Raw genomic sequence first — 26,412 nt, forward strand, 5'->3', positions numbered from 1 at the left:
ATACGAACATACACAGTGTATGTTACCGACGCCGAGTAGGTCACAATGTCGTGGAGCGAACTGCGTCGCCGTCATCAGCTGATGCATGCCGTGCTGGCCGAGATCGCCGCGAGCGGGCAGCCGGCTGTCACCGGACCGCTCGCCGACGAGGTCGAGACCGAGTTCGGTGGCTTCGGCGAGTTTCTCCGAGAGGCGCAGCGTCGCTGGTATCGCACGTTCGACGCACGCTTGGACGCCCTGCTCGAAGACCGGCCGCCGGACATGCGCGCCGCCGTGATCCGGTTATGGCGAGCGCTCGCCGATGACATGCCCGAGGTCAGGATGCTGCTGGACGCACACGCAGGCGATCCGGCCCTCACCGAGCTCGACGAGCACCACCGGCGCACGCTACAGGCCGCGACCGGGGTCAGCCTGAACCTGATGCCGGTCTCAGCACCGCGACGAATCCCGATCCACTTCACATCAACCGCGCGAGCAGGACGCCAGGAGGCCTGATGACCGAGGCACCGTTGCTGTTCAACCCGTTCGAGCCCGGCTTCACCGACGATCCGTACCCGGCCTACCGTCTGTTACGGCAGACCGATCCCGTTCACGAGCATCCCTTCGGCTTCTGGTTGCTGACCGCCTACGACGACGTCGCGGCGTTCCTGCGCGCCCGGCTCTCGGTCGACGACCGCCTGCTGGCTCCTGGACCCGTCCGCGACCAGCGCGAGCAGTTCCGCCGCGACCGTCGCAGCATGCTCGACCGTGACCCGCCCGACCACACGCGGCTGCGCTCCCTGGTGTCGAAGGTGTTCACCCCGCGCCAGGTCGCGGCGCTGGAACCGGAGATCACCCACGTCGTCGACGCCGCGCTCGACGACATCGCGGACGCCGGGAGCGTGGACCTCATCTCGGCCCTGGCCTTCCCGCTGCCGTTCACGGTGATCTCCCGCATGCTCGGTATGCCACCGGCCGACCACGCACTCATCCGGGAGCTGAGCGGGTTACTCGTCCGCACCCTCGAACCGATCGGCGACCCTCAGCTGTTCGAGGAGATCGGCAAGGCGTCGGAGCGGATGGACACCCTCATCGGCGAGGTGATCGCGCACAAGCGCGCCAACCCGGCCGACGACCTGCTCAGCTCGCTCATCGCGGTCGAACACCAGGGCGACCGGCTCACCGACGACGAACTGGCCGCCCAGGTCGTGCTGCTCTACGTGGCGGGCCACGAAACGACGGTGAACCTCATCGCCGGCGGCGTGCTCGCCCTGCTGCGCCACCCGGAGCAGCTCGCGTTGCTGCGCACCCGGCCGGACCTGTCCGGCAACGCCGTCGAGGAGTTCCTGCGTTACGACAGCCCGGTCCAGCAGACCCGCCGGATCACCACCGAGCCCTACACCGTGCGAGACCAGGTAATCCCGGCCAACACGTTCGTGGTCGCGAGCCTGGCCTCCGCCAACCGCGACGAGCGGTTCTGGGGCCCGGACGCCGACCGGCTCCGCCTGGATCGGGAGAACGCCCGCGAGCACGTGTCCTTCGGCGGAGGCAGGCACCACTGCCTCGGCGCGGCACTCGCCCGGCTGGAGGCCCGGGTGGCGATCGAGCGGTTGGTGCGCCGCTTCCCCCGCCTCGCGCTCAACGGCGAGGTGGAGTGGAACGGCCGCATCAACCTGCGCGGGCCCGACCGGCTCCCCGTAGCGGTGTGACCGATGACCCTCCAGCAGTGGGTGGACTCCGTGCTCCGCCTGGTCGGCCACCTCGTCTCGTGGCCCGTCGTCACGCTGGTCATTGTCGTCAGCTTCCGGCGGCGGGTCGTCTCCGTGCTCAGCGGGCTGACCGAGCGGGCGCGCAGCGCCTCGGTCGGCCCGCTCAGCGTGGAATTCGACGAGGTCGCGGTGGAGGCGCTGCAGGACACGGTACGGCAGGCCGTTCAAGAACCCGGCGCCGATCCCGGCAGGCTCGCCGACTTCCTGGGCGAGCAGATCTCGAAAATGACCGGGCACTCCGCCAAGCGGGACGAGGAATCCTTCCCCGGCAGCCGCATCCTGTGGGCCGACGACAACATCAAGCATCACCTCTTCGAAATCAACTACCTGCAGCGACTCGGCGTGGACATCGAGACGGCCGGCACGACCGCGCAGGCGCTCCAAGCCCTGGACGCGGGGAAGTTCGACCTCGTCATCTCCGACCTGCACCGGATCGAGGACGGGATCGAGGAGCCGCGAGCCGGGCTGAAGCTGCTGAGTGGGATGCGGTCCAGCCGGATCCCACTGGTGCTCTATACGTCCAACGCCGTGCTGCTCCATGGGAACGAGGAGGTCTCCAGGTACGGCGCGGCCGTCACGGACACGGCGAGCGACCTGTTCGCCGAGATCAAGCGGATACTGCGACGTGAGGCATAAGAGCTGAGCACTCGATGGCCGTCGCCGCCACATCCTCCGCTGTTGTGACTGGGCGATGTCTCGTTGGTCCGGGTCGACAGACGGGCGGCGAGGCCGGATGGAGCCGTAAGCGCCTGTGATCCCGGTTCCGGTCGCAGATCGGCCTGCCCCTGCCTGACGGCTCTGACCAGCGAGAACGTGTTTCGAGCGGCACAGGGTCAGGAAACGCGGGGCGCAAGCCCTTTGAACCATTGGGCATGGCACCCGTACGGGCTGAACTCCGGCGACGAGGACCGCGTACAAGGGGGCAATCACACCACGGAGACAGCCATGAGACGTCAGTTATCCATCCTGCTCATCCTGCCCGTAATCACCGCCTGCGGCCTCGTAGGGCAGAAAGGGAACGGTGGACCCTCCGCGCCGTTCGTGGACTCACCGAAGCGGGGGACCGTAACGTCCCCGCCTCCGCAGAAGCAGGGGGTCGTGACGGCGGCGGAGGCCCAGCAGATCCTCGCCCGCTGGGACAGCGCCGAGCGGGAGGCGATGCGCCAGGGCGGCACGGACTGGTCGGCAGCGGAGGCGGGCCTGATCGCGGAGATCCATCAGGCTGAGGTACGACTCGACCGGTTGCAAGGGGAGGCTGCCCAGGTCTCGCAGAGCCGCATCGTCAAGCCGCGCTTCGCCATCCCTCGAGCGGCCGCGGGCACACCGTGGTTCTTGGCCGAGTTCAAGCGCCCGGGCAACCGCCTGTGGGAGCAGATCATTTTCGCGAAGACGTCGGCCGGGTGGCGCATGGTGGCGGACTCCGCGACGCTGGACAGGCTCCCCACCCCGGCACGTGACGACGACGGCTTCGCCACCGTGCTCGCCCCGGACGACCGCGCGGGGCTCGTGATCTCACCCCAGGAACTCACCCGGACGCACGCACGCCTGCTGACCACCGCCGGTGACGACCCGCGCGCCAACCGGATCATCCTGCGGAACGTCTTCACCTGGGACGCCGACGTGCGCAAGCGGGATCGCGAGAACCTGCCGACCGGATGGGACCTCCGGCGCAACACCCAGCCCGCCCAGGAGTCGTACGCACTGCGCACGACTTCCGGAAGCGCGCTGTTCTGGTACGGCATCACGGAAGAGGACACCTACACCGCCCGCACCGGCGCGCCCGGGATGAAGTTCTACAGCGGCTCCCTGGCCAAAAATCTGAGCAAGGGCAAGACCTTCCGCGAGAAGGCCGTGTACAAGAGGGCCTCGATGTACTTCGCCGTCGTGCCGAAGTCCAAGGGCAAGGTCAAGATCCTTTGGAGCCGGAACGGCTACCTGAGCGTCACCGGCTCCTGAATGCCGAGCCGTCAAGCCCCTGTAGTCGGTACCCAGTACCCCTCGTAAGAATTGTGGTCTTACTTGGCGGCGCGCTGGACGGCGGCGACCGCGGTGGTGGCGGCGTCCTTCGGGGAGGACTGTCCCGCGATCACGGCGCTCCACGCCTCGGCCACCGGCGTGCGCATCTGCGTCAGCTCGGTGCCGAACCCCGGCAGCAGGTACGGCACGCCGTTCTGCAGGGCCTTTTGGAACTGGCTGTAGATCGGATCCTGCATGCCCTTGGTGTCGGCCAGGTCCTTGCGCACCGGCATGCTGCCCGCCTCCAGGGCGGCGAGCTCGCCGTCCTTGCTGAGGAACATGGTGGCGATGGCGTTGAAGGCGGCGTCCTTGTCCTTGGTGAACGCGCCCATGTGCACGTTGTCGCCGAACTGGTAGACCTTGGCCGGAGCGGTCCCGTTGGGCACGGGCACGACGCCGTACTTGAACGACGCGGTCTTCTTGGCGTTGCCGTACTGCCAGTTGCCGCCGAGCACGAAGGCCATGCCACCGGCGGCGAACTTCTGGAAGGCGACGTCGGCGGTCCAGGTGGCGGCGTCCCTGGGCAGGTACCCCTTGTCGGCCCAGCTGCCGACCAGCCTGAACGCATTCTCCAGGGCGGCGGCGTCGGGCTTGGCGTAGTCGAACCCGTACGCGGTGATGAAGGAGAAGGCGTTGACGTCCTGATCTCCCTGGCCGGGCAGGCCGATGCCGATGTACTTCTTGCCGATCTTCTCCAGGTCGGCGTTCAGCTCGTCCATCGTCGTGGGCGGTGTGATGCCGAACTCGTCCAGGATCGCCTTGTTGTACCAGAGGGCGGTCGCGTTGCTGAAGCCCTGCACGCCGTACACCTTGCCGTCGTATTTGATGACGGCCGAGTCGGGGATCTGGTCCTTGTCCTTGAACTTGTCGTACTGCGCGGTGAAGTCGGCGACCGCGCCGGCCTTGATGAGCTGGAGCAGGTCGGCGCCACCCTGGACGAAGACGTCGGGGCCCTGTTTGCTGGCCGCTGTGGCGACGACCTTCTGGGTCAGCTGCTCGCCGGGCACGTACACGCTGTTCAGCGGCTTGGGCAGCTTGGCCTTGGCGTAGATGTCATTGAGGTCCTTGGTGAACTTCGCGGTGGCGGGGATGCCCTGGGCGTAGTAGTGCCAGAACGTGACCTGGTTGGCGTTGCCCGCGCCGCCGGAGCCGGAGGTCCCGCATGCGGCCAGAGCGCACAGGCCGACCGCGGCGGCGACCATGCGGAGTTTTGCAGAATTCAACGGATGCTTCCCATCGTGATGCCGCCGACCAGCAGTCGCTGCCCGAACAGATAGATCAGAACCGTGGGGACCGAGACCAGGACGGAGACCGCCATGAGTCCCGGCCAGTTCACCCCGTAGGAGGACATTTGCTGCGCGAGCAGCGCGCTGACCGGGTACTGACCCGGGTCGTTGAGAAAGGTGATCGCGTACAGGAACTCGCCCCACGCGCCGATGAAGGTGAGGGTGGCCACGGTCGCGATCCCGTTGCGGGTGATCGGCAGCACGATCTTCACGAACCGCTGCCACTTCCCGGCGCCGTCGCTGGCGGCTGCCTCCTCGATGGCGATGGGTACCCCGGTGAAGAAGGGCCTGAGCAGCAGCATGCTGAACGGCAGGTTCGTCGCGGCGATGGCGATCGCGACGCCGTACAGGTTGCCGGTGAGGCCCCACTGGGCCAGCAGCCGGTTCAACGGGATGAGGGTCGAGGTCGTCGGCACCATCTGCAGGATGATCAGCACGGCAAGTCCCCCGGTCACCACGGGGCCGCTGAGCCGCGCCAGGCCGTAGGAGGTGGGCACGGCGATGACGAGCACGATGACCGTCGTGGACACGGCGATGATCAACGAGTTGGCCGCCGAGGTGGCGAAGCCGCCGTTCCACACGTCGACGTACGCCTGCACGGTGGGTGTGAAGATCAGGGCCGCCGATCCGGCGAACACGTCCTTGAGGCTCTTGAACGAGGTGGCGACCAGCCAGTACAGCGGCAGTGCATAGATCGCCAGCAGGACAACGCAGCCCAGCACGGTCACCGTGGTGTTGCGCCTCGCGTCGGTCATGACTCCTCCCGCCGGTTCATCCGCAGGTAGACGGCACCCAGGAAGAGCACGATGACCAGCGACAACGTGGCGGTGAACGAGCCCTGGCCGAACTCGAAGAACTTGAACGCCTGCTGGTAGCCCAGGTACGGCAGCGTGGTCGTGGAGGTGCCAGGCCCGCCGCTGGTCATCACGAAGATGAGGTCGAACGAGCGGAACGCGTTGATCACGACGAGCACCCCGAGAATGGAGAGGACGGGGCGCAGCAGCGGCAGCACGATGTACCTGGTGACCTTCCAGCCGGCCGCACCGTCGAGCGCGGCGGCCTCCAGCAGTTCCTTGGACACGTCAAGCAGCGCCGCGCGCAGGACGAGTGCGCAGAACGGCACCACCATCCAGGCGTTGACCAGTCCGAGCACGACGATCGCCAGCGTGCCGTTGGCGAGCCAGGGGATCGGCTGCCCGATCACATGCAGCCAGAGCAGTACGGAGTTGACCGGCCCGCCCGACTCCAGCAGAAATTTCCACAGATTCCCGGCGACGACCGCCGGCAGCGTCCAGACGAACACCATCACGCCGAGCGTCACGCTGCTCAGCCGAGTGCGCGGGCGCAGCATCAGCGCGGCGGCGAACCCGCCGGCCAGCCCCACGACGAGGACGATCGCGACGATGGCCAGCGTCTGCAGCACCACGTGACCGAACGACGGGTCGTCGATCACCCGCCACATGTTGTCGAGCCCGTTGAACGGCCGCTCACCCAGCAGGTTCGCAGCGGTCACGTCGGAGAACGCTGTACGGAACAGATCGATGAGCGGGTAGACCGACAGCACCGCGAGGTACAGGGCCCCCGGCAGCAGGAACAGCATCGTCCTACGGCCGAACAGCATGGTCCCGCCGCCGCCCCGCCCCGGTTTGCTCTGCCGCTGTTTGCGGATCGTGCCCCGGTCGGCCACGGCCGTCACCATTGCTCGACCCTCGTACGTTGCCCGGTGCGCGCCGAGGTCAGCGCCGCCTCCAGCATCGCGACGCTGTGCGCGTTGTCTGCGGCGGGCGAGGTCGGCGCGCCCGTGCCCTCGACCGCGTCGATGAATGCCCGCAGCACCCCGGCCCGCTCGAACAGCGGCAGTTCGGGCACCTCGATGGCGGTCGTGTTCCCGTCACCGTTGCTGATCGACACGGCCCGGTGGTCGTCCGGCGCGGCTCCCCACCTGATGAGCCCCTCGTCACCGGAGATGCGCCAGACTCCGGGCCACGGCGTCTGCGCGTCCACCCCCTGGCTGGACAGCACGTAGTCGATGGTGAGCCCGCCGTCCAGCTCGACGATGAGGCTCGCGCCCGGCGTACGGTCCTGCGCCGACTGTACGGGCGTCACCGGCACGCATGTGATCGCCACCGCTTCTCGCCCGAACAGGTGGCGCATGAGGTCGAAATGGTGGATGGCCAGCTCGACCAGGGCATTGGAGTCCCTGACGCCCTGGTGGATGCGGTGCCATTCGAGGGAGACCCGGCGGATGGTCCCGACGGCCTGCCGTTCGAGCAGGTCACGGACGACCGGGGCGGCGGGGAAGATGCGGTAGTTCTGGTCGATGCCGAAGACCAGGCCGCGCTCGGCGGCAAGGCCGGCGAGCTCCCGGGCGGTGGCCGTGTCCAGCGCGAACGGCTTCTCCAGCAGCAGATGCGCGCCGGCCTCCAGTACCTGCCGGGCGACGGCCGCGTGCGCGCCGATCGCGACCGGTGCGATCACGGCGACGGCCCCGGTCGCCTCGAGCGCTTCCTCCACGGTGGCGTACATGGTGGCCGGGTCGGCGCCGGTCTCGGCGACGAACGCCGCACGCGCGCCGGGGGATGCGTCCACCCAGCCGGTCACCTTGGCGTCGGTGAACTGCGGAAAGATATTGGTGGCCCAGTCGATCCCCCAGGGACCGAGGCCGATCTGGATCAGGTCTGTCATGCCTCGACCCACCAGTTCTTCGGGTACTCGCCCTGCCTGGTGGCCTTGGGTTGGGCCTCGGCGGGTGGTGCCGCCCACCGCACGGCGTTGGCCAGGATGCGCTTGATCTCGGGCTGGAAGTAGATGGGAGCCTCCTCGTGTCCGGGGGCGAAGAAGAAGATCCGGCCCCTGCCCCGGAAGAAGCCGCAGCCGCTGCGCAGCACCTCACCACCCTGGTAGGAGCTGATGAACACGAGCTCGTCCGGCGTGGGGATGTCCAGCGGCTCGCCGTACATCTCGCCCGAGGGGATGACGACGGGGTTGGGGACGCCGCGGACGATTTCATGGCCCGGCAGGATCGTCCAGAGCAGCTCGCTGTCGCCGTGCCGCCAGCCGGTCATCTGACCGGACGTGCCGAGCAGGGCCTTGGCGATCTTCGATCCGATGGCGGAGTGCAGGATGAGCAGGCCCATACCGTCGAGCACGCGCCGCCTGACCCGTTCGACCACTTCGTCGGAGACCTCGTCGTCCTTGAGGTGACTCCACCAGAGCAGCACGTCGGTGTCGTCCAGTACGGCCTGGCCGAGACCGTGCTCGGGCTCCTCCTGGAGCGCGACGCGCACGTCAGCTTCGGGACCGAGGTGCTCGACCAGGATCTGTCTCAGCACGACGTGGAGTCCGTCCGGATACACCGCCGAGACGCTGGGAAATTTCCTCTCCTCGTAGAACTCGTTCCACACGGTCACGTTCATGCGTTCTTGCACCCATCCGCCGAGCCGATATATCGGATGTATCGTAGAAAGCCCTGCGCACTTATGCAAGCCTTCTCCATAATAGGAGTACGATGTTCCCGAGGGCAACCGTGACCGCATACCAGCGCAAACCACTCCACTGCCAAGGTTTCCGAGCTCGGACGTCTTCCTCATACCGGAATGATTCTTGAGTGAGACATCCAACGACATGACGAGAAGGGTCAGGATGACGAAGCCTTCCGACGCCGAACGGCGCGTCGTACAGTTGCGATCCGCCGGCGTTGCCCTGATCGTCGACCTACGGTCCGCAGGGCTCCCCAGCGTCGTCCACTGGGGCGCCGACCCGGGCCCATGCGATCAGGCCGAGCTCGACGCGATGGCCGAGGCCGCCGTCCCGCCGCACGTGATCAACCTCATCGACGGGCCGGTCTCGCACTCGGTGCTGCCAGAGGGCCACACCGGGTGGTTCGGCATTCCGGGGCTGTCCGGCTCGCGCGGCAGCGAGGCTTGGGCCCCCCGCTTCACCGTGAGCAGCGCCGTCCAGGAGGGGCGACGGCTCACCGTCGAGGCGGCCGACCCGGGCACCGCGCTCGGGCTGCGGCTCGCCATCGAGCTGACCGGCAGCGGGCTGGTCCGGTTGCGCACGACCGTGCGGAATGACGGGGATGACGAATACCGGGTCGACGCGCTGTCGGCCGTGCTACCGGTGCCCGACCGGGCGGTGGAGCTGCTCGACCTGGCCGGGCGCTGGTCGCGGGAGCGGCAACCGCAGCGGGGGCCGTTCAACGTGGGTGTGCATCTGCGTGAAGGACGGCGGGGCCGCACTGGGGCGGACGCGGCGACTGTGGTGGCGGCGGGCGTCGCGGGGTTCGGGTTCCGGTCGGGGGAGGTGTGGGCGGTCCACACGGCCTGGAGCGGCAACCATCGCACCTGGGCCGAGCGTACCGGTGAGGGTTTCAGGACGCTGGGCGGCGGCGAGTCGCTGCTGCCTGGGGAGATCGTGTTGCGGCCGGGAGAGAGCTACGAGTCGCCTGATCTGTTCTTCGGGTGGGCGGACGGGCTCGACGAGTTGGCCTCCCGGTTCCACCGGCACCTCAGGCAGCGGCCACACCATCCCGGGTCCCCCCGGCCGGTGAACCTCAACGTGTGGGAGGCCGTGTACTTCGATCATGACCTCGACACGCTGCTGACGCTGGCCGAGCGCGGAGCCGCGATCGGAGTGGAGCGGTTCGTGCTCGACGACGGCTGGTTCCACCGCAGGAACGGGCCGGAACGAGGGCTGGGCGACTGGTTCGTGGACGAGCACAGCTGGCCGGACGGGCTTCACCCCCTGGTCGACCGGGTCAAGGAGCTCGGCATGACCTTCGGGCTGTGGTTCGAGCCGGAGATGGTCAGCACGCGCTCGGAGCTCGCGGGCACGCACCCGGAATGGATGCTCCGGGCGCGGACCGAGCTGCCACCGGCCTCGCGCTGGCAGCAGGTGCTCGACCTCGCCAACCCGGAGGCGTTCGACCACCTGCTCAAGCAGATGTCCGCGGTCATCGCCGAGTACGGCGTCGGCTACCTCAAGTGGGACCACAACCGCGACCTGATCGAGGCGCCCGGCGTCCATCGGCAGACGCTGGCCGCCTACCGGCTGATGGACGAACTGCGCGCCGCCTTCCCCGGGCTGGAGATCGAGTCGTGCTCGTCCGGGGGCGCACGCGTCGACCTCGGGATCCTGGAGCACACCGATCGGGTGTGGGCCTCCGACTGCATCGACCCGCTCGAACGGCAGACCATCCAGCGCTGGACCAGCCAGCTCATCCCGCTCGAACTCATCGGCGGCCACGTCGCCTCCACCGTCTCACACACCACCGGCCGCCGGCACGACCTCGCCTTCCGCGCGATCACCTCGCTGTTCGCGCACTTCGGCCTGGAACTCGACCTCACCAAGCTCGACGAGGCCGAGACCACCGAGCTCGCCGAATGGATCGCCATCTACAAGCGCTACCGGGCACTGCTGCACTCCGGCACGCTCGTCCGCGACGAGCACCCGAGCTCCGGCCGCTGGCTGACCGGCGTCGTGACACCGGAGCTCGCGCTCTACTCGGTGGCCGCGATGTGCCGCTCCGATGAGGAGCCCGCGGGACGCATGACCCTCCCCGGCCTCGACCCAGCCCGCCACTACACGATCCGGCTCATCGGCCCGAACAGCGACGACCTCGGCCCCCGGCCTGGCTGGCTCGGCTCGCAGGCCCGATTCAGCGGCGCGACGCTCGGCACGGTCGGCGTCCGGCTGCCCACCCTGCGCCCCGAGACTGCGATGCTCATCGAGATCTCGGCATGATCGATATCATTTCGGCGCCGCAAGGCCGGGGCCACGCCACTTCCCTGCCGGCTCGTCGCGGCGGACCGCGTCGGACGGCGCCCGACGCCCGAACTGTAAAGTAAGAGGCAGAAAGCGAAACGGATGACCTCGTTCATGGTTCCGCCGACGACGCACCTCAGCGGCGACATGTCCATGGTGCGCGTGCTCAACTTGCGGTCTGTGCTCCGGGTGCTGTACGGCGGCGGCAGCCACACGATCACCGCGATCGCGGCCGCCGCCAAGATCTCCCGGCCCACCGTCAGCCAGGCGATCTCCGACCTCCTTGAGGCGGGCTGGATCCAGAGCAGCTCCGGCCAGAAGGATCGGGTGGGGCGGCCCGCGCAGCGCTTCGAGTTCCGCCCGGCCGCCGGCCACGTGCTCGGCGTCGACATCGGGGGCCACAAGGTGCTGGTGCTCGTCAGCGACCTGTCCGGCGAGATTGTCGCCGAACACCGCAAGACCCTCCGCCCCACCTCCTCCAGGGTCAGGCGCCTGTCGATCATGAACCAGACGATCAGCGAGGCCCTGAATGCGGCCGGCCTGTCCGCCACCGACATCATGTGCGCGGCAATCGCCACGCCTGGCGTCGTCGGCCCCGAGGGCAAGGTCGCCCACGCTCCAGCCATCCCCGAATGGGACGGCATCGACCTGGGCAAACACGTCTACGACCGGTTCGGCATCTTGACCCAGGTCTTCAACGACATGCGCATGGCCGCGCTGGCCGAGCACTGGAAAGGCGTGGCCCGCGACACCTCCGACGTGGTGTATGTCCACGTCGGCCGCCGCATGGGCACCGGCCTGCTGGTCGCGGGCCGGCCGCACGCCGGTGGGCACGGGGCGGCGGCCGAGATCGGCCTCTGGCGTGGGCTGCCGTGGGCGCACGCGTACGAACGGCTGCTGGAGTTGGCGCCCAAAACTCTGGCCGAGCGGAGCGCGGACCAGGGCGATGCGATCCGGGCCATCTTCGACGCCGCCAAGGCGGGCGACGCGGCCGCTCAGGCGGGCATCGACGGGTTCGCCGACCTACTCGTACAGGGTCTGGCGCCGGTCATGGTGACGATCGACCCCGAACTCGTGATCATCGGGGGTGGCATCTCAGCCGCCGGCGAGGCCATCCGCGAGCCGGTACGTGTCCGCATCGAACGCGAGACGGCCTTCCCGCCGGCGGTCGTCTGCTCGGTCATGGGGGACCACTCTTCCGCGATCGGAGCCGTACGCAGCGCCCTCGACGTCGCCGAGGAACGTCTTTTCGCCGGCCTCACCCCCACTTCGAAACCGTCATGAGACCTCCACTCGCCGGGCAGGACCGCCGCATCGCTGCGACGGTCCCCTCAGAACCGTGGCCCCGATCCTGGTGATCAGTAGCAGGCGGCGGGATCGTCTGTTACCCGGCGTAGCTCTCGAACTCGGCGACCTTCGGCGTGCCGGTCGAGCCGGCGATCCTGAAGGTGATCTTGCTCAGCGAGGTCGGGGCAAAGGTGATGGCGCCCGCCCCGCTGCCGGATTTCAGGACGGCGCCAGTGTCGCCGTTGATGACCTGCCAGGACCCGATAGCGCCCGTGGCGCCTGACGCCTCTCGGATGATGATCCTGGACACCGTCTTGGCGGAACCCCACTTGATCGAGATGTCGCCGGTCGAGCCGGCCGGCGACCAGTAGGTGCTCATGTCGCCGTCCCGCACGTTGCCGTAGCTCGTACCGTCACCCTTGCTGGAGCCGTCGGAGCCGGCCCCGATGCTGAGGTTGGTTCCACCGGGGGTGGGGCTGGCTGTCGGTGTGGGGCTGGTTGGTGTCGCGGTCGGCGTCTGGGGCGAGCAGTTGCCGTTCGACACCTGCAGACCCTTGTTGGCGCCGGCCGTCTGGCGGACGATGTCCGGCACGCAGCCGGCCCCGTCGAGGCTGTAGGAGTACGGGATGCTGACGGTGGTGTGGCGTGTCAGCGGGCCAGGCCGTCCAGGAGGCGACGGACGTGGGCATCGGCCTGGACGGGGTCCACCGGCGTGTGGCCGACGAGAAGGCGGTACCAGAAGGGGCCGAAGACCAGGTCGACGGCGTGGTCGAGGTCCAGGTCCGGGGCCAGCTCTCCGCGTTCGATACCGCGGTTGAGCAGGTCGCTGACCACGGCGCGGCGGCTCTGGACCCATTGCTGGAACTGGTCGGCGAAGGCTGGGTCGAGTTGTGCTTCGGCCATCAGTCCGCGCAGCGCGTTGACCCGGAAGGGATGCTCGACGACGCGGTAGAGCTCGCGGATGAAGGCGATGAGGTCGGTGGCGGTGTCGCCGGTGTCCGGTTCGGGCATACGGCGGGCCACGGCAGGGCCGTAGGCGTCCAGGACGAGTGCGGCCCGGGTCTTCCACCAGCGGTAGAGGGTGCTTTTGGCGACGTTGGCGCGGGCGGCGATGCCTTCCATGGTCAGCGTGCCGTACCCCTGCTCCTCGACGAGTTCGGCGGCGGCGGTCAGAACGGCGTCGCGGGCCTCCTCGCTGCGGACGCGGCCTCCTGTACGTGCGGGCTTGGAGGGTCGCGCGGTGTCAGCTGGCCTGGGCATGGACGCCACAGTAGCAGCGTGCTAGTTTCAATCGAAACGAAACGTAGCGATTTGATTAGTGAGAGTCGAGGCTCGCCTTGAGCACCATCGTGGTCTCCCACATGCTCGCCAGCTCCAGCACCGAATTCTGGTACCCCGCGCTGCGCGCGGAGTTCACCGCCGAGGGCCATCAGGTACTGATCCCCGACCTGCCCGACCCGCAGGCCCCCGAGCCACACGCGTGGTTGAAGACCCTGGCCGAGGCAGCCGACCCGAGCACGGCCGCCGACACTGTGCTGGTGGGCCACAGCCTGGGCGGCGTCAACGTGTTGCGGCTGCTCCAGCAGCACGACACCGAGCGCTTCGACCCGTACGCGGGGGTGGTGCTGGTGGCCGGCATGGCCAAGGAGGTCGGCTACGACGCCCTGGCCGGATTCTTCACCCCGGGGTTCGACTGGGACCGCATCCGCCTGGCCGCGCACAAGATACAAGTGCTACACGCCGTCGACGACCCGGTGACCGGGCCAGCCACCGCTGAACACCTCATCTCGTTCGCCCAGGACCTGGGCGCCACGGTCACCCTGCTTCCCGATGGCGGCCACCTGCCCAGCACCGGCCACGAGCTCACCGAACTCCCGCAGGCAACCCGCCTGATCCGCGAGCTCCTGCCGATCCGGGACTGACTCCCGCGGCCCTGGCCCGGCCCCGCAGCTTGGAGTCGGGCCGGCGGCCTGCCGATCGGCTCCCACCGACCACAGAACCGGAGAGCCCCCCGCACACCGCGTCATCGCCCGCGAGATCGCGGCCCGGCTGCTGCGCGAGTCCGACGCGCCACCACGGAGCGTGGCGCGGCAGACGGACTACCCGTCGGACATCGCGTTCGCCGCGTTCAAACGCGAGTCCACGCGGCCGGACGGAACGACTTACCCTGGCGACGTACTTGCCGATGCCGTCCCCCTCGGGCGAGCTGCTGATGGACCAAGGGCACCTCGGTCGGGCGAGCCGACCTCGGTGACCGGCACGTCGCGACGTCCCTGAGCGATCAGGTCCAGGACGCGGTGGAGGGCTCCGGCCGGCCGGTGCGGCGCCGTGGCGGACAGGACGCTCGTGCTGAACCCGATGACACCGACGTTCCCGCCGATCAGCCGCGGCACCGGCGGGAGCTCCCTGAGCAAGTCAGCCCCTCAGGGGCTCTGACCGTTCAGGGCAGAAGGGCGGGGCCCGTCAGTTCTGACGGCCCCCGCTCCTGGTGGTTGGTGCTACCCGGCGTAGGTCTCGAACTCGGCGACCTTCGGCGTGCCGGTCGAGCCGGCGATCCTGAAGGTGATCTTGCTCAGCGAGGTCGGGGCAAAGGTGATGGCGCCCGCCCCGCTGCCGGATTTCAGGACGGCGCCAGTGTCGCCGTTGATGACCTGCCAGGACCCGATAGCGCCCGTGGCGCCTGACGCCTCTCGGATGATGATCCTGGACACCGTCTTGGCGGAACCCCACTTGATCGAGATGTCGCCGGTCGAGCCGGCCGGCGACCAGTAGGTGCTCATGTCGCCGTCCCGCACGTTGCCGTAGCTCGTACCGTCACCCTTGCTGGAGCCGTCGGAGCCGGCCCCGATGCTGAGGTTGGTTCCACCGGGGGTGGGGCTGGCTGTCGGTGTGGGGCTGGTTGGTGTCGCGGTCGGCGTCTGGGGCGAGCAGTTGCCGTTCGACACCTGCAGACCCTTGTTGGCGCCGGCCGTCTGGCGGACGATGTCCGGCACGCAGCCGGCCCCGTCGAGGCTGTAGGAGTACGGGATGCTGACGGTGGTGTTGGACTGGGGGTTGGGGCCGGCGGGGTTGTTCTCGCTGCCGGGGCTGGACCAGGTCACGTTGTCGAACGTGTTGCCGCTGACCTGCCAGTAGCCGGCCTCGTCGGTGTAGAAGGTGCCCAGGACGTCTTTGGAGTCCTTGAAGTAGTTGTTCTCCACCTTGGCGCGGGCCCCGGCTCGGGAGTTGATGCCGGATTCGTTGAGGTTTATGTAGAAGTTGTTGTAGATGTGAGCGATGCCGCCACGCAGCAGGGGCGTGCGGGAGTCGATGTTCTCGTACAGGTTGTGGTGGAACGTGATGAAGCCGTTCGAGAGGTCGCTCTCACTGGACCCGATGAGCCCGCCGCGACCGGAGTTGCGAAGGATGCTGTAGGACAGGGTCACGTACTGGGTGTTGTTCTTCATGTCGAAGAGGCCGTCGAACCCCTCCGACTCCCCGCCTGAGGCCTCCAGAGTGACGTGATCGACCCAGACGTTGCGTACGTCGCTCTCCATGCCGATGGCGTCGCCACCGTTGGACGTGGGCGAGCCCGACTTCTTGACGTTCCGGACGGTCACGTTCTGGATGATGATGTTGCCGGCCTCGCGGATGTGGATGCCCAGTTGGTCGAAGACGGCCCCGTTGCCGACCCCGATGATCGTGACGTTGCTGATCTGCTTGAGTTCGATCACGCCGTCGGCGGTGTTGCAGCTTCCACCCGACACCTTGCTGGTGTTGCCGTGATTGATGGTCCCCTCGACCTCGATGGTGATCGGGGTGCTGCTGCTGGCCCGGCTGCACAGAGCCGCATGGATCGCGGTCCCCGTGGTGGCCCTCACCGTCTGCCCGCCCGAACCGCCGGTGGTCCCACCGTTGCTGGTCGCGTAGCCGGTGGCGCTGCCGGACGCTGCCGACGCCTGGATTCCCGGTAAAACCATGCCGATCGTGCCGGCGATGGCCGCCGTGGCCAGCGCCGCCTGGAGTCGCAATGCGACTACTCGTCTCATCCTCATCTCACTTTCGTCTTCGTATGCTGGGTGCGTTTCCCTGCGGTCGGATGCTGCGGGCCTGCCGCAGGGGCGCAGCATCGGGCTTGTCACGGGATCACGTCAGCGCCCGGGACACCGGCTCCGGCCGCCGGCGGGATCGGCAGGCCGAGAAAGGGAATGCCGGGAGCCGTACGCCGGGAGCTCTTTTCATCTTTTGGCGCTCAGGGCGACGGCAAGTACGATCGCCGCGCCCAACGCCTTAACGTTTCTTCCAAGTCGGACCTCTTTCGAACGGGCGTCGGCGCTCCAATTCGGAAAGCGCTTTCCGGCAATGGGAGCAGTGAAGCACACGGGACTGAGGCGTGAAAGCACTCCGTGGCCACGCGAATCTCCGGACTGCCATCCGGGCAGGTCACACTGCATACCCTGAGCTGCTGGGAGTTGCAGTGGCTGATGAAAGTTTCACCGTGGCAGGCGGAGAGGCAAGCAGCGCGGCCAGGCCGTCGCTGGAAGCGTTCGGCGAACGTTCACGACGCCATCACGCCACGGCCGTAGCGCGGGTCGGCGGACGATCTACCTTCGCGAGGTCATACAGACCTGAGCAAGGAGACTCCCGTGTACCTTCGCCATGTCCTGGCAGGCTTGGCATTCCTGCCGGCACTTGCCGCTCCGGTAGCCGCGCACGCGTCGACCGCCGCTGATCCCGGTGTGCTGCCCCAGAAGACCCACTTCGACCTGCAGGCCCACCGAGGTGGGCTCGGCTTGACCACCGAGGAGTCGCTGGAGGGTTTCACCAAGGCCCTGCGCCTTGGTGTCAGCACACTTGAGCTGGACACCCACGTCACCAAGGACGAGAAAGTCGTCGTCAACCACGACCGGCAGATCAGCGCCCAGAAGTGCCGCGACACCGCGCCGGTCACACCGGGCGACCCGATGTACCCCTACGTCGGCAAGTTCATCAAGGACCTGACCCTGGCCCAGATCAAGACCATGGACTGCGGATACCAGCAACTGCCCGGTTTCCCCGAGCAGGAGGTGATCCACGGCTTCCGGATGGTCGAGCTCAAGGACGTGTTGGACCTCGTCAAGAGCTTCCACGCCAAGCAGGTCAAGCTGAACATCGAGACCAAGGTCGAGGCGGGCGCGCCGGAGCAGACCCAGCCGCGCGAGCTGTTCGTCCGCCGGGTGTACGAGGAGATCCACGCCTCGGGAATCGAGGACCAGGTCACCATCCAGTCCTTCGACTGGGGCGCGCTGAAGGAAGTGCACCGGCTGGCGCCGTCCTGGCCACTGGTTGCGCTGACCAACTACGACTTCCTTCAGGTAGGCAAGCCCGGTGCCTCGCCGTGGCTCGGTGGGCTCGACGCCGACGACTTCGGCGGCGACTTCGTGAAGGCCGCCGCCAGCATCCCGGGCGTCACCGCGCTGTCTCCCGTGTACGGCTTCCCGCAGAACGGAAAGATCGGCGACCCCGGCTTCCGCTTCTACGTCGACACGACGATGGTGTCCGAGGCGCACGCACGTGGCCTGAAGGTCGTCCCCTGGACCTGCGACGACCCCGCGACCATCGAGGCCCTGATGGACATGGGCATCGACGGCATCATCACGGACTATCCGAACCGCGTCCGGCAGATCATGGCTGACCGTGGCATGCGACTGCCCAAGGCCTACGCGACGCGCTGACCCCTCTGCCGATTGCGCCAGAGCGGCTGGGCCCCGGGCTTGGCTGGCGTGGGCCGGCCCGGGGCGGGGGCTGGGTCCGGCCGGGGGGCGCCAATCCCGTCGGCCAGGCCGTGGCCCGCGGCCCTTTCCTTTCAGGACCGCTGTCCGAGTGGCAGGATTCGAACCTGCGGTACTCCTGCTCCCAAGGCAGGCGGGCTGACCAAACTGCCCCACACCCGGTCGTCAACAAATAAGCCGCCCCGGTGGATCCGAGACGGCTCTCCGAACAATTCGAGGATTTATCAGGAAAGCCTTCGCGGCGGCTCGGGAAGGGCCACGAGGATGCTCACTTCGCCGCCTTTCTTCGTGCTGCTGGACAATGTCCACGGTAAAGCCTTGATCGGCCCCGTGCCACATATTTAATTCTGCACGCGGGATTCCGGGGTCTCCACGCGGAAGCGGGGCAGGGAGTCCGGGTAGTTGTCCCTGACGTGGTCGACCAGGAACTCGCGTACGTCGCACTTGAGGTCCCACGCGGACGGCGAGTCCGCGGCGCTCATCAGGGCGCGCAGCTCCACCAGGCCGTTCGGGAGCACGTCGGTGACCTGGAGCGTCCAGTCCTTCTGGTCCCACAGCGGATTGCCCTGCAGGAACTCATACAGCGCCTCCCGCAGTTTCGACACCGGCACCGACCAGTCCACGCGCAGCAAAACGACGGCGAGGACCCGGCTGCCGTGCCGGGTCCAGTTCTCGAACGGGTTCTGGGTGAAGTAGGACACCGGCAGGACCAGGCGGCGCTCGTCCCACAGGCGCAGGACGACATAGGTGAGCGTCAGCTCCTCGATCCTGCCCCATTCGTCCTCCACGACGACCACGTCGTCGAGCCGGAGCGCGTCGCTGAAGGCGAGTTGGAGGCCGGCCAGGGCATTGCCGATGGTGGGCTGGGCGGCGATCCCGACGATGGCGCCCGCGATGCCGGCCGAGGCCAGGATCCCCGCTCCGAGGGCGCGGACCTGGGGGAACGAGAAGAGCATGGCGCCGATGGCGATCACGATGATGACCGCGGCGGCGATGCGGCGGACCAGCGTGAGCTGCGTCCTGATCCGCCGCGCCCTGCGGTTGCGCTCCCCCTCGACCAGCACCAGCCGGTCGAGTACGACGTCCGTCAGCGCGTACGAGGCCTGGACGATCAGCCAGGTGACCGCGGCGATCGTGGCGAGGCCGAGCACCCGCTGCACCGTCGCGGCGACGCCCTGTTCGTCCGGGCCGGCGCCGAACATCCCTGGCCTGAAGACGAGGTTGAAGGCCGCCACGGCCGCCACCGAGAACGCGGGCCACGTGCAGTGCTCCACCAGGTGCCGGGCGAGCGCCCATTTGCGCCCGACCTTGTTGAGCACCCTCCGCACCAGCTCAACCAGGAGGATCGACCCGATCACCGAGATTACGAGAATCGGCCAGTCCGCCAGAGACTGCACGCCTTGCCCCCAATGTCTAGAAAGACTCGTCGAAGGTCACATTGCCCTCAACTGCCACTTGATACGCGGAGACCCGCCGTTCGAAGAAGTTGGCCAGCTCCTGGACGTCCTGCAACTCCATGAACGCGAACGGGTTCGCCGAGCCGTACCTCTTGGGCATGCCCAGCCTGGCCAGCCGCTGGTCGGCGACGTACTGGAGGTACTGGCGCATCTGCTCGACCCCCATGCCGGGCATGCCGTCCCCGCACAGGTCCTCGGCGAAGGCCAGCTCGGCCGCCACGGCCTCCTCCAGCATGAGAGTAACCTGTTTGCCCAGGTCATCGTTAAAAAGTCCTGGTTCCTCCGCCCTCACCGTGTCCACCACGCTGAAGGCGAACTCCATGTGCATGGACTCGTCCCGGAACACCCAGTTCGTGCCGGTGGCCAGGCCGCCGAGCAGTCCGCGGGAGCGGAACCAGTACACGTACGCGAAGGCGCCGTAGAAGAACAGGCCCTCGATGCAGGCGGCGAAGCAGATCAGGTTCAGGAGGAAGCGCCGGCGGTCGTCCCGGGTCTCCAGGCGCTGCAACTCGTTGATCGAATCGATCCATTTGAAGCAGAATTCCGCTTTGTCGCGGATCGAAGGAATGTGGTCGATCGCGGCGAAGGCCTGCACCCTTTCGGAAAGGTCCGGAAGGTAGGTGTCCAGCAAGGTCAGGTAGAACTGGACGTGCACGGCCTCCTCGAACAGCTGCCTGCTGAGGTACAGGCGCGCCTCAGGGGCGTTGACGTGCTGGTAGAGGTTGAGCACGAGGTTGTTGGCCACGATGGAGTCGCCGGTGGCGAAGAACGCGACCAGCCGGTTGATCAGGTGCCGTTCCTGGGGCGTCATCTTGGCCAGGTCGGCGAGGTCGGAGTGGAGGTCCACCTCCTCGACGGTCCACGTGTTGCGGATGGCCGCGCGGTACCGTTCGTAGAAGTCGGGGTAGCGCATGGGCCGGAGCGTGAGGTCCATTCCCGGGTCGAGCAGCATAGACGTCTCCTTACTGGCAGGCTTCGCAGGTCTCCGGGTTCTCCAGGGAGCAAACCGAAGCCGCGACGGTGGTCTGGGCGATGCGGGTGGCGGGGCGGGAGCGCAGGTAGTACGTGGTCTTCAGGCCCTGCTTCCAGGCGTAGGCGTACATCGACGAGAGCTTGCCGATGGTCGGGCTGGCCATGAAGAGGTTCAGGGACTGCGACTGGTCGATGTACGGCTGGCGGGCGGCGGCCAGGTCGATCAGCGCCTTCTGCGGCAGTTCCCAGGCCGTGCGGTAGAGCACCTTGAGGTCGTCGGGGATGCCGGGGACCGCCTGGATCGAGCCGTCGGCCCGCTTGATGGCGTCGCGCATCTCCTGCGTCCACAGCCCGCGTGCCTGCAGGTCGGCCACCAGATAGCGATTGACCTGCAGGAACTCCCCGGACAGAGTCTCGCGCTTGAACACGTTGGACACCTGCGGCTCGATGCACTCGTAGCAGCCGGCGATGGAGGCGATCGTGGCGGTCGGCGCGATGGCGATCATGAGTGAGTTGCGCAGGCCGGTCACGCCGACCTTCTCCCGCAACGCCTCCCAGCGCGGCGAGGTCCCGGCGCCGTAGTGGTCGGGGTGCAGCACTCCCCCGGCCGCCCGCGTGTCGGCGTACGAGGGGTGCCGGCCGCGCTCGGCCGCGAGGTCGGCCGAGGTGTCGTAAGCGGCCAGCGCGATCTCCTCGGCGATCCGGGTGGACAGCTCGAGGGCCCGCGGCGAGTCGAACGGGAGCCGCAGCGCGAAGAACACGTCGGCCAGGCCCATCACGCCGAGCCCGATCGGCCGCCACCGCTTGTTCGCCGACTCGGCCTCGGGTGTGGGGTAGAAGCCCAGGTCGATGGTCCTGTCCAGGAAGCGCACGGCCGTGCGTACGGTGCCGCGGAGCCGGTCCCAGTCCAGGTCGCCCCCGGAGAGGCAGGCGGCGAGGTTGATGGAGCCGAGGTTGCAGACCGCGGTCTCGGCGTCGCTGGTGACCTCCAGGATCTCGGTGCACAGGTTCGACAGGTGGATGACGTTCCCGGGACGGGCGGTCTGGTTGGAGGTGCGGTTGGCGGCGTCCTTGAACGTCATCCAGCCGTTCCCGGTCTGGGCGAGCGTGCGCATCATCCGGCCGTAGAGGGTCCTGGCCGGGATCTGCCGGATGTAGCGCCCCGCGGCCTCGTACGCGCGGTACGCCTGCGTGAACGCCTCCCCGTACAGGTCGGTGAGATCGGGCACCTCCTTCGGGTCGAACAGCGACCAGACCTCGTCCGCCTCCACCCGGCGCATGAACTCGTCGGGCACCCAGTTCGCCAGGTTGAGGTTGTGGGTACGCCGGGCGTCCTCACCGGTGTTGTCGCGCAGCTCGAGGAACTCCTCGATGTCGGCGTGCCAGGTCTCCAGGTAGACGCAGGCCGCGCCCTTGCGCCGCCCGCCCTGGTTGACCGCCGCGACGGAGGAGTCGAGCGTGCGCAGCCAGGGGACGATGCCGTTGGAGTGGCCGTTCGTGCCCCGGATCAGGGAGCCGCGCGAGCGCACCCGGGTCCAGGAGATGCCGATGCCTCCCGCGTACTTCGACAGCCGCGCCACCTGCCCGTACCTGTCGTAGATCGCCTCCAGCTCGTCGCGCGGCGAGTCGAGCAGGAAGCACGACGAGAGCTGCGGCCGGCGCGCGCCCGAGTTGAACAGCGTGGGCGAGCTGGGCAGGTACGACAGCGTGGACATGAGCGCGTAGAGCTCGGCCGCCTCCTCGACCGTCTCGGACAACCCGCAGGCCACGCGGAGGAAGAAGTGCTGCGGCCGCTCCAGCACCGCCCGCGTCTCGGGGTGGCGCAGCAGGTAGCGGTCATAGACGGTGCGCAACCCGAAATACTCGAACCGGTCGTCCGCCTCCGCGGAGACCAGCGCGTCCAGCTCGGCCGCGTGCGCGGCGACGAACTCCGCCAGCCCGTCCTGGATGAGCCCGGCCGCGTGGGTGGCGGCGATGGACTCGGAGAACGACCGCACCCCGTGCGCGGCGGCCTCCTCGGCGATCTCCTCGGCCAGCAGCCTGGCGGCGACCCGGGAGTTGGCCGGATCGGCGATGACCCGGGCGGCGGCCTCCTCGATGGCCAGACGACGGTCGATCCCGATGATCTGCGTCACGTGCTCTCTCCTCGCGAGCTCGTCCCCCGTGAGGGCGCGCGAGAGCACGACGGCAGGCAGCACCCGCCGGTTCGCTCCCCGGCCCTCCCTCGAGGCCATGGTCACTTCACGCCGGGCGGGCAGCCCGGCATGTCGCAGGCAGGTCTTCGGGCTCGCGGGCGCACAATCGTTGCCTACTGGCCGTCGCTTCCCGGATCGCTCCAGTGCGTATGACGGCGGTCGTTCCCGCTCACCGCTGCGGGGCAGCCCCGGAATCGCACCGGGTTCCCTTTTACTCCGCCTCCGGAGAGGCGAACCAGCGACGAGGAGGATCCTACATCTAGTAGCCGTTCCCGCAACTGACCCAGCATGTTGTGGCTCAGGGCTTGTTGAGCAGTCCGAGATCTCTCAGTACGGCGCGGGTGCGCTCGACCTCGGAGGCCAGCCACAGCTCGAAGTCCTCGCCACTCAGCGGGATCGAGATCCACCCCTCGGAACGACAGGCCGCGTCCCAGGCCGGCGAGCCGGTCACGTCGTCGCACATGCGGATGGCCGCCTCGCGGGCCCCTTCCGGCATGGCCTCGGGTCCGAAGGCCGCCACCCAGTCCGCGAAGTCCACCCGTACGCCGGACTCCAGCAGCGTCGGCACGTCCAGTTCCGACACCCGCTTGGCCGAGGACACAGCGAGCGCCCTGACCTGGCCCGTGCCGATGCCGGCGCGCCAGTCGGCGAGCAGGCCCGCGGCGGCCTCGGCCTTGCCGGACAGCAGCGCGGTGGCGGCCTCCTGGCTGCTGGGATAGCCGGTGTAGTCGATCTGCCTGGTGTCCGCGCCGAGCCCCTTGGCGATCAGCCCGAACAGCAGGTGGTCCGGCTCGCCCTGCGGTCCGCCCGCCAGCGGGGTCTGGCCCGGCTTGGCGAGCAGGTGGGCGCCGAAGGCCTCGAAGTCCCTGAAGCGGGAGTCGCCGGGCACGACCACGACCTCGACCTCGCCGCTGAGCCTGGCCAGCGGCGTCGTGGTGTCGAGGAAGGTATGGCCGCCGTTCACCTCGGCGGCGGCCAGGGCGGGCAGGCCGGCCAGCGTGACCTTCGTGCCGGCGCCGATCTGGTATCCGGCCGCGCGCGCCGCGTCGGCGAACACCTGCCCGGTGCGCGTCCAGCGGCGCCCCTCGGGGCTGATCAGGAACCGGGTACGCAGCGCCGCGCCTCCGGTGACGCGTCCCGTGCCGCAACCGGCCGCGCACACGGCCAGACCCAGCCCCCATGCGAAGAACCGCCGACGGCGCATGTGCCTCTCCCCCGAACTATCGCGTACTCGGAGTTATTGGCACATTACGCAGAGATACACATGCCTCTCAGAGAGGTTTCTTGCCGACCCCGGCCATGAGCGACGAAGGCAGAGACCAGTCGCCGACCAGCTTGGGCCGGTCGGGACGCCAGTCGACGGCCTGCACCAGCCCTGGAGGCTCCAGCGGGAAGTCGCCGAAGAACGTGCGGATTTCGGCGGGCGCGCGGTCGGCGCCTGCACCCGGATCGTCCCTGGAGGCGCCCCGGTATCGCTGCTCGTCCTCCAGACGGCTCATCGACGTGGCGTGGGTGATCACGAGGTAGCTGCCCGGCGCCAGCCTCTCGCGCAGACAGGCCACCGCCCGCTGCGGCCGTGCCGAGTCCGGCAGGAAGTGCAGGATCGACACCAGCAGGACCCCGACCGGCTTCCGCAGATCCAGGAACGTGCCCGCCTGGGCAAGCACCGCGTCGGGATCCAGGAGGTCCGCCTGAACGCAGGCGGCCCTGCCCGAACGTCCGAGCAGGGCCGTGGCGTGTGCGGCGACGACCGGATCATGATCGACGTAGACGACCCTGGCCTCTTCCGCCACCTCGTGCGCGCTGCCCTGGGTCGGCAGCCCGCTGCCGAGATCGAGGAACTGGCGCACCCCGGCGGCGGCCACGTAGCGCACGGCACGCTGGAGGAAGGCCCGGTTCGCGCGGGCCAGCGGGACCGCCTGCGGGATCAGCTCGGCGAGCTGCTCGATGGCCTGGCGGTCGACCGCGAAGTTGTCCTTCCCGCCGAGCATGTAGTCGTACATGCGTGCGAGATTGGGCGTCTCATGGTCGAACTGCCGCACAGCATCGAATTTATGCCGTCCGCAGCAAGATAACGAGGTTTGAGGCCAAATTAGCCTCTTTACTCGACCGTGACACTCTTGGCTAGATTGCGCGGCTTGTCCACATCGCGGCCGAGCGCCACGGCGGCATAGTACGCGAGCAGCTGCAACGGGATCGTGAGCAGGATGGGGTCGAGCTCGATCTCGTTCTTGGGGATCACGATCACGTCGTCGGCCAGCTTGGCGTCGGGCTCGCGGTGCCCGACCATGAGCACCTGGCCGCCGCGGGCGCGGATCTCGCCGAGCGTGGTGAGGTTCTTGTCGAGCAGCTCGTCGTCGGGCACGATCGCGACCGTCGGCATGTCGGGGCCGATCAGCGCGAGCGGCCCGTGCTTGAGCTCGCTGGCCGGGTACGCCTCGGCGTGGACGTACGAGATCTCCTTGAGCTTCTGCGCGCCCTCCCTGGCCACCGGGTAGCCGCGCACGCGGCCCACGAACATCATGCTCGGGTGCTTGGCGTACTTCTGCGCCAGCTCGGCGATCTTGTCGCCCTGCGTGAGGATCTCCTCGATCTGCCCGGGCAGCCTGCGCAGGCCCTCCACGATGCGCCGCCCGTCGGCGGGCGACAGGTCGCGCACCCTGCCCAGGTGCAGCGCGAGCAGCGCGAACGCCAGCGACGTCGAGGTGAACGCCTTGGTCGAGGCCACCGACACCTCGGGCCCGGCGTGCAGGTAGATGCCGCCGTCCACCTCGCGGGCGATGGCGCTGCCGACCGCGTTGACGATGCCGATGACGCGGCCGCCCTTGCGCTTGAGCTCCTGCACGGCGGCGAGCGTGTCGTACGTCTCCCCCGACTGGCTGATCGCGACGTAGAGCGTGTCGGGGTCGACGACCGGGTTGCGGTAGCGGAACTCGCTGGCGGGCTCGGCGTCGGAGGGGATCCTCGCCAGCTCCTCGATGAGCTGCGCCCCGATCTGCCCCGAGTAGTAGGCGGAACCACACCCGATGATCTTCACGCGCCGGAACGAGCGGGTCTCGCGGGCGTCCATGTTCAGGCCGCCGAGGTGGGCCACGTGGAAGCGCTCGTCGAGCCGGCCGCTCATCGTCCGGGTGATCGTCTCGGGCTGCTCGGAGATCTCCTTGAGCAGGTAGTGCTCGTAGCCGCCGGTGTCGTAGTGCCCGGCGTCCCAGTCGACGGTCAGCGGCTCCTTGGCCGTCTCGCGGGCGTCGCTGGAGAAGGTGTGGAAGCCGTCGGCCTTGAGCACGGCCAGCTCGCCGTCCTCCAGGTGGACGACCTGGCGGGTGTAGCGGACGAGCGCGGCCACGTCGGACGCGGCGAACATCTCCTTCTCGCCGATGCCCAGCACGATCGGGCTGCCGTTGCGCGCCACGACGACCTCGCCGGGCCGCTCCGAGTCGATGACCGCGATGCCGTACGTGCCGACGACGCTCTTGAGCGTCTTCCTGACCGCCTCCTCCAGCGTGTCGTTCTCGTCGACGGCGCGGGCGATCAGGTGCGCGAGCACCTCGGTGTCGGTCTCGGAGGCGAACTCCACGCCGTCGGCCTCCAGCTTGGCGCGCAGCTCGCCGGCGTTCTCGATGATGCCGTTGTGCACGACCGCGATGCGCTCGTCGCCGGACAGGTGCGGATGCGCGTTCACGTCGCTCGGCACGCCGTGCGTGGCCCACCGGGTGTGCCCGATGCCGAGGGTGCCCTTGAACCTGACCGGCATCACCTTGGCCAGGTCGGCCACGCGGCCCTTGACCTTGCGTACCTTGAGCCCTCGGTTGGACACCACGACCCCGGCGGAGTCGTAGCCTCGATACTCCAGCCGCTGCAGGCCCTCCAGCAGGATGGGCGCCGCGTCCCTCGGGCCGACGTAGGCCACGATTCCGCACATAGAGGTCTCCTCT

At 68.4% G+C, this 26,412-nt stretch carries 22 protein-coding genes, 1 tRNA gene and 1 riboswitch; of the genes, 8 read left to right on the top strand and 15 right to left on the bottom strand.

The genetic code is table 11. The features are described 5' to 3' along the window. The first annotated feature begins 45 nt into the window (after positions 1-45). From ACQPWU_RS39140 to ACQPWU_RS39155, 4 genes are all read left to right on the top strand, one after another. Positions 46-495, top strand: coding sequence for a hypothetical protein (locus tag ACQPWU_RS39140; RefSeq protein WP_433430689.1), 450 nt, complete (start codon positions 46-48; stop codon positions 493-495). Beyond that, positions 495-1,688: a cytochrome P450 gene (locus ACQPWU_RS39145; RefSeq protein WP_433430691.1), complete on the top strand. Its 1,194-nt coding sequence runs from the start codon at positions 495-497 to the stop codon at positions 1,686-1,688. Before ACQPWU_RS39140 ends, ACQPWU_RS39145 begins: the two co-directional genes overlap by 1 nt. A gap of 3 nt (positions 1,689-1,691) precedes the next feature. Continuing rightward, positions 1,692-2,384: a response regulator gene (locus ACQPWU_RS39150; protein ID WP_433430693.1), complete on the top strand. Its 693-nt coding sequence runs from the start codon at positions 1,692-1,694 to the stop codon at positions 2,382-2,384. A 309-nt stretch (positions 2,385-2,693) separates the two neighbouring features. Continuing rightward, positions 2,694-3,704 carry a hypothetical protein gene (locus ACQPWU_RS39155; protein ID WP_433430695.1) on the top strand — a complete coding sequence of 337 codons (1,011 nt, stop codon included), beginning with the start codon at positions 2,694-2,696 and terminating at the stop codon, positions 3,702-3,704. Between the two features lie 59 nt (positions 3,705-3,763). Here the strand turns inward: ACQPWU_RS39155 and ACQPWU_RS39160 are convergent, their stop codons facing one another. The 5 genes from ACQPWU_RS39160 to ACQPWU_RS39180 are packed head-to-tail and all read right to left on the bottom strand — an operon-like array spanning position 3,764 to position 8,466. Beyond that, on the bottom strand, positions 3,764-4,987 hold the full coding sequence (locus tag ACQPWU_RS39160; protein WP_433430696.1) for an ABC transporter substrate-binding protein: 1,224 nt from the start codon (positions 4,985-4,987) through the stop codon (positions 3,764-3,766). Next, positions 4,984-5,805 carry a carbohydrate ABC transporter permease gene (locus ACQPWU_RS39165; RefSeq protein ID WP_433430698.1) on the bottom strand — a complete coding sequence of 274 codons (822 nt, stop codon included), beginning with the start codon at positions 5,803-5,805 and terminating at the stop codon, positions 4,984-4,986. The genes ACQPWU_RS39160 and ACQPWU_RS39165 overlap by 4 nt, the downstream gene beginning before the upstream one ends. Continuing rightward, positions 5,802-6,749 (bottom strand): carbohydrate ABC transporter permease, encoded by a 948-nt coding sequence (locus ACQPWU_RS39170; RefSeq protein ID WP_433430700.1) that lies wholly within the window; start codon positions 6,747-6,749, stop codon positions 5,802-5,804. The genes ACQPWU_RS39165 and ACQPWU_RS39170 overlap by 4 nt, the downstream gene beginning before the upstream one ends. Then, on the bottom strand, positions 6,743-7,735 hold the full coding sequence (locus ACQPWU_RS39175) for a Gfo/Idh/MocA family protein (protein WP_433430701.1): 993 nt from the start codon (positions 7,733-7,735) through the stop codon (positions 6,743-6,745). The genes ACQPWU_RS39170 and ACQPWU_RS39175 overlap by 7 nt, the downstream gene beginning before the upstream one ends. Continuing rightward, a complete protein-coding gene (locus ACQPWU_RS39180; protein WP_433430703.1) occupies positions 7,732-8,466 on the bottom strand; it encodes a ThuA domain-containing protein in 735 nt (244 codons plus the stop codon). Before ACQPWU_RS39180 ends, ACQPWU_RS39175 begins: the two co-directional genes overlap by 4 nt. Positions 8,467-8,692: 226 nt before the next feature. Here ACQPWU_RS39180 and ACQPWU_RS39185 point away from each other — a divergent pair, with 226 nt between their 5' ends. Beyond that, positions 8,693-10,795, top strand: a complete 2,103-nt coding sequence (locus tag ACQPWU_RS39185) for an alpha-galactosidase (RefSeq protein WP_433430705.1) — start codon at positions 8,693-8,695, stop codon at positions 10,793-10,795. A 123-nt stretch (positions 10,796-10,918) separates the two neighbouring features. Beyond that, on the top strand, positions 10,919-12,100 hold the full coding sequence (locus tag ACQPWU_RS39190) for an ROK family protein (RefSeq protein ID WP_433430707.1): 1,182 nt from the start codon (positions 10,919-10,921) through the stop codon (positions 12,098-12,100). A 100-nt stretch (positions 12,101-12,200) separates the two neighbouring features. On the opposite strand, the gene ACQPWU_RS39195 is transcribed toward ACQPWU_RS39190, so the two are convergent. Together ACQPWU_RS39195 and ACQPWU_RS39200 are read right to left on the bottom strand one after the other, a co-directional pair. Continuing rightward, a complete protein-coding gene (locus ACQPWU_RS39195; RefSeq protein ID WP_433430708.1) occupies positions 12,201-12,695 on the bottom strand; it encodes a hypothetical protein in 495 nt (164 codons plus the stop codon). A gap of 56 nt (positions 12,696-12,751) precedes the next feature. Next, positions 12,752-13,363 (bottom strand): TetR/AcrR family transcriptional regulator, encoded by a 612-nt coding sequence (locus ACQPWU_RS39200; RefSeq protein WP_433430710.1) that lies wholly within the window; start codon positions 13,361-13,363, stop codon positions 12,752-12,754. A 77-nt stretch (positions 13,364-13,440) separates the two neighbouring features. Between ACQPWU_RS39200 and ACQPWU_RS39205 the strand changes: the two genes are divergently transcribed. Next, entirely contained in the window at positions 13,441-14,025 is a 585-nt protein-coding gene (locus ACQPWU_RS39205; protein ID WP_433430711.1) for an RBBP9/YdeN family alpha/beta hydrolase, read from the top strand. A 576-nt stretch (positions 14,026-14,601) separates the two neighbouring features. Here ACQPWU_RS39205 and ACQPWU_RS39210 read toward each other — a convergent pair. Further along, positions 14,602-16,131, bottom strand: coding sequence for a pectate lyase family protein (locus tag ACQPWU_RS39210; RefSeq protein WP_433430713.1), 1,530 nt, complete (start codon positions 16,129-16,131; stop codon positions 14,602-14,604). 597 nt (positions 16,132-16,728) lie between these two features. Between ACQPWU_RS39210 and ACQPWU_RS39215 the strand changes: the two genes are divergently transcribed. Further along, positions 16,729-17,796 carry a glycerophosphodiester phosphodiesterase family protein gene (locus ACQPWU_RS39215; protein WP_433430715.1) on the top strand — a complete coding sequence of 356 codons (1,068 nt, stop codon included), beginning with the start codon at positions 16,729-16,731 and terminating at the stop codon, positions 17,794-17,796. Positions 17,797-17,939: 143 nt separating this feature from the next. Here ACQPWU_RS39215 and ACQPWU_RS39220 read toward each other — a convergent pair. The 7 genes from ACQPWU_RS39220 to glmS all read right to left on the bottom strand — a co-directional run bounded on the left by ACQPWU_RS39220 (position 17,940) and on the right by glmS (position 26,399). Then, positions 17,940-18,015, bottom strand: a tRNA-Pro gene (locus ACQPWU_RS39220). A gap of 179 nt (positions 18,016-18,194) precedes the next feature. Then, positions 18,195-19,211, bottom strand: coding sequence for a mechanosensitive ion channel family protein (locus ACQPWU_RS39225; protein WP_433430717.1), 1,017 nt, complete (start codon positions 19,209-19,211; stop codon positions 18,195-18,197). 55 nt (positions 19,212-19,266) lie between these two features. Beyond that, positions 19,267-20,262 (bottom strand): ribonucleotide-diphosphate reductase subunit beta, encoded by a 996-nt coding sequence (locus ACQPWU_RS39230; RefSeq protein WP_433430718.1) that lies wholly within the window; start codon positions 20,260-20,262, stop codon positions 19,267-19,269. Positions 20,263-20,272: 10 nt separating this feature from the next. After that, positions 20,273-22,516, bottom strand: coding sequence for a ribonucleoside-diphosphate reductase subunit alpha (locus ACQPWU_RS39235; protein WP_433430719.1), 2,244 nt, complete (start codon positions 22,514-22,516; stop codon positions 20,273-20,275). Positions 22,517-22,537: 21 nt separating this feature from the next. After that, positions 22,538-22,732: riboswitch (cobalamin riboswitch) on the bottom strand. 43 nt (positions 22,733-22,775) lie between these two features. After that, positions 22,776-23,681, bottom strand: coding sequence for a Bug family tripartite tricarboxylate transporter substrate binding protein (locus tag ACQPWU_RS39240; protein WP_433430720.1), 906 nt, complete (start codon positions 23,679-23,681; stop codon positions 22,776-22,778). A 67-nt stretch (positions 23,682-23,748) separates the two neighbouring features. Then, complete coding sequence (locus tag ACQPWU_RS39245) at positions 23,749-24,519, bottom strand: SAM-dependent methyltransferase (protein WP_433430722.1); 771 nt, start codon at positions 24,517-24,519, stop codon at positions 23,749-23,751. A gap of 59 nt (positions 24,520-24,578) precedes the next feature. Beyond that, positions 24,579-26,399 (bottom strand): glutamine--fructose-6-phosphate transaminase (isomerizing), encoded by a 1,821-nt coding sequence (gene glmS, locus ACQPWU_RS39250; RefSeq protein WP_433430724.1) that lies wholly within the window; start codon positions 26,397-26,399, stop codon positions 24,579-24,581. Positions 26,400-26,412 lie beyond the last annotated feature (13 nt).

Source organism: Nonomuraea sp. CA-141351 (assembly GCF_050944675.1).
GTDB lineage: Bacteria > Actinomycetota > Actinomycetes > Streptosporangiales > Streptosporangiaceae > Nonomuraea.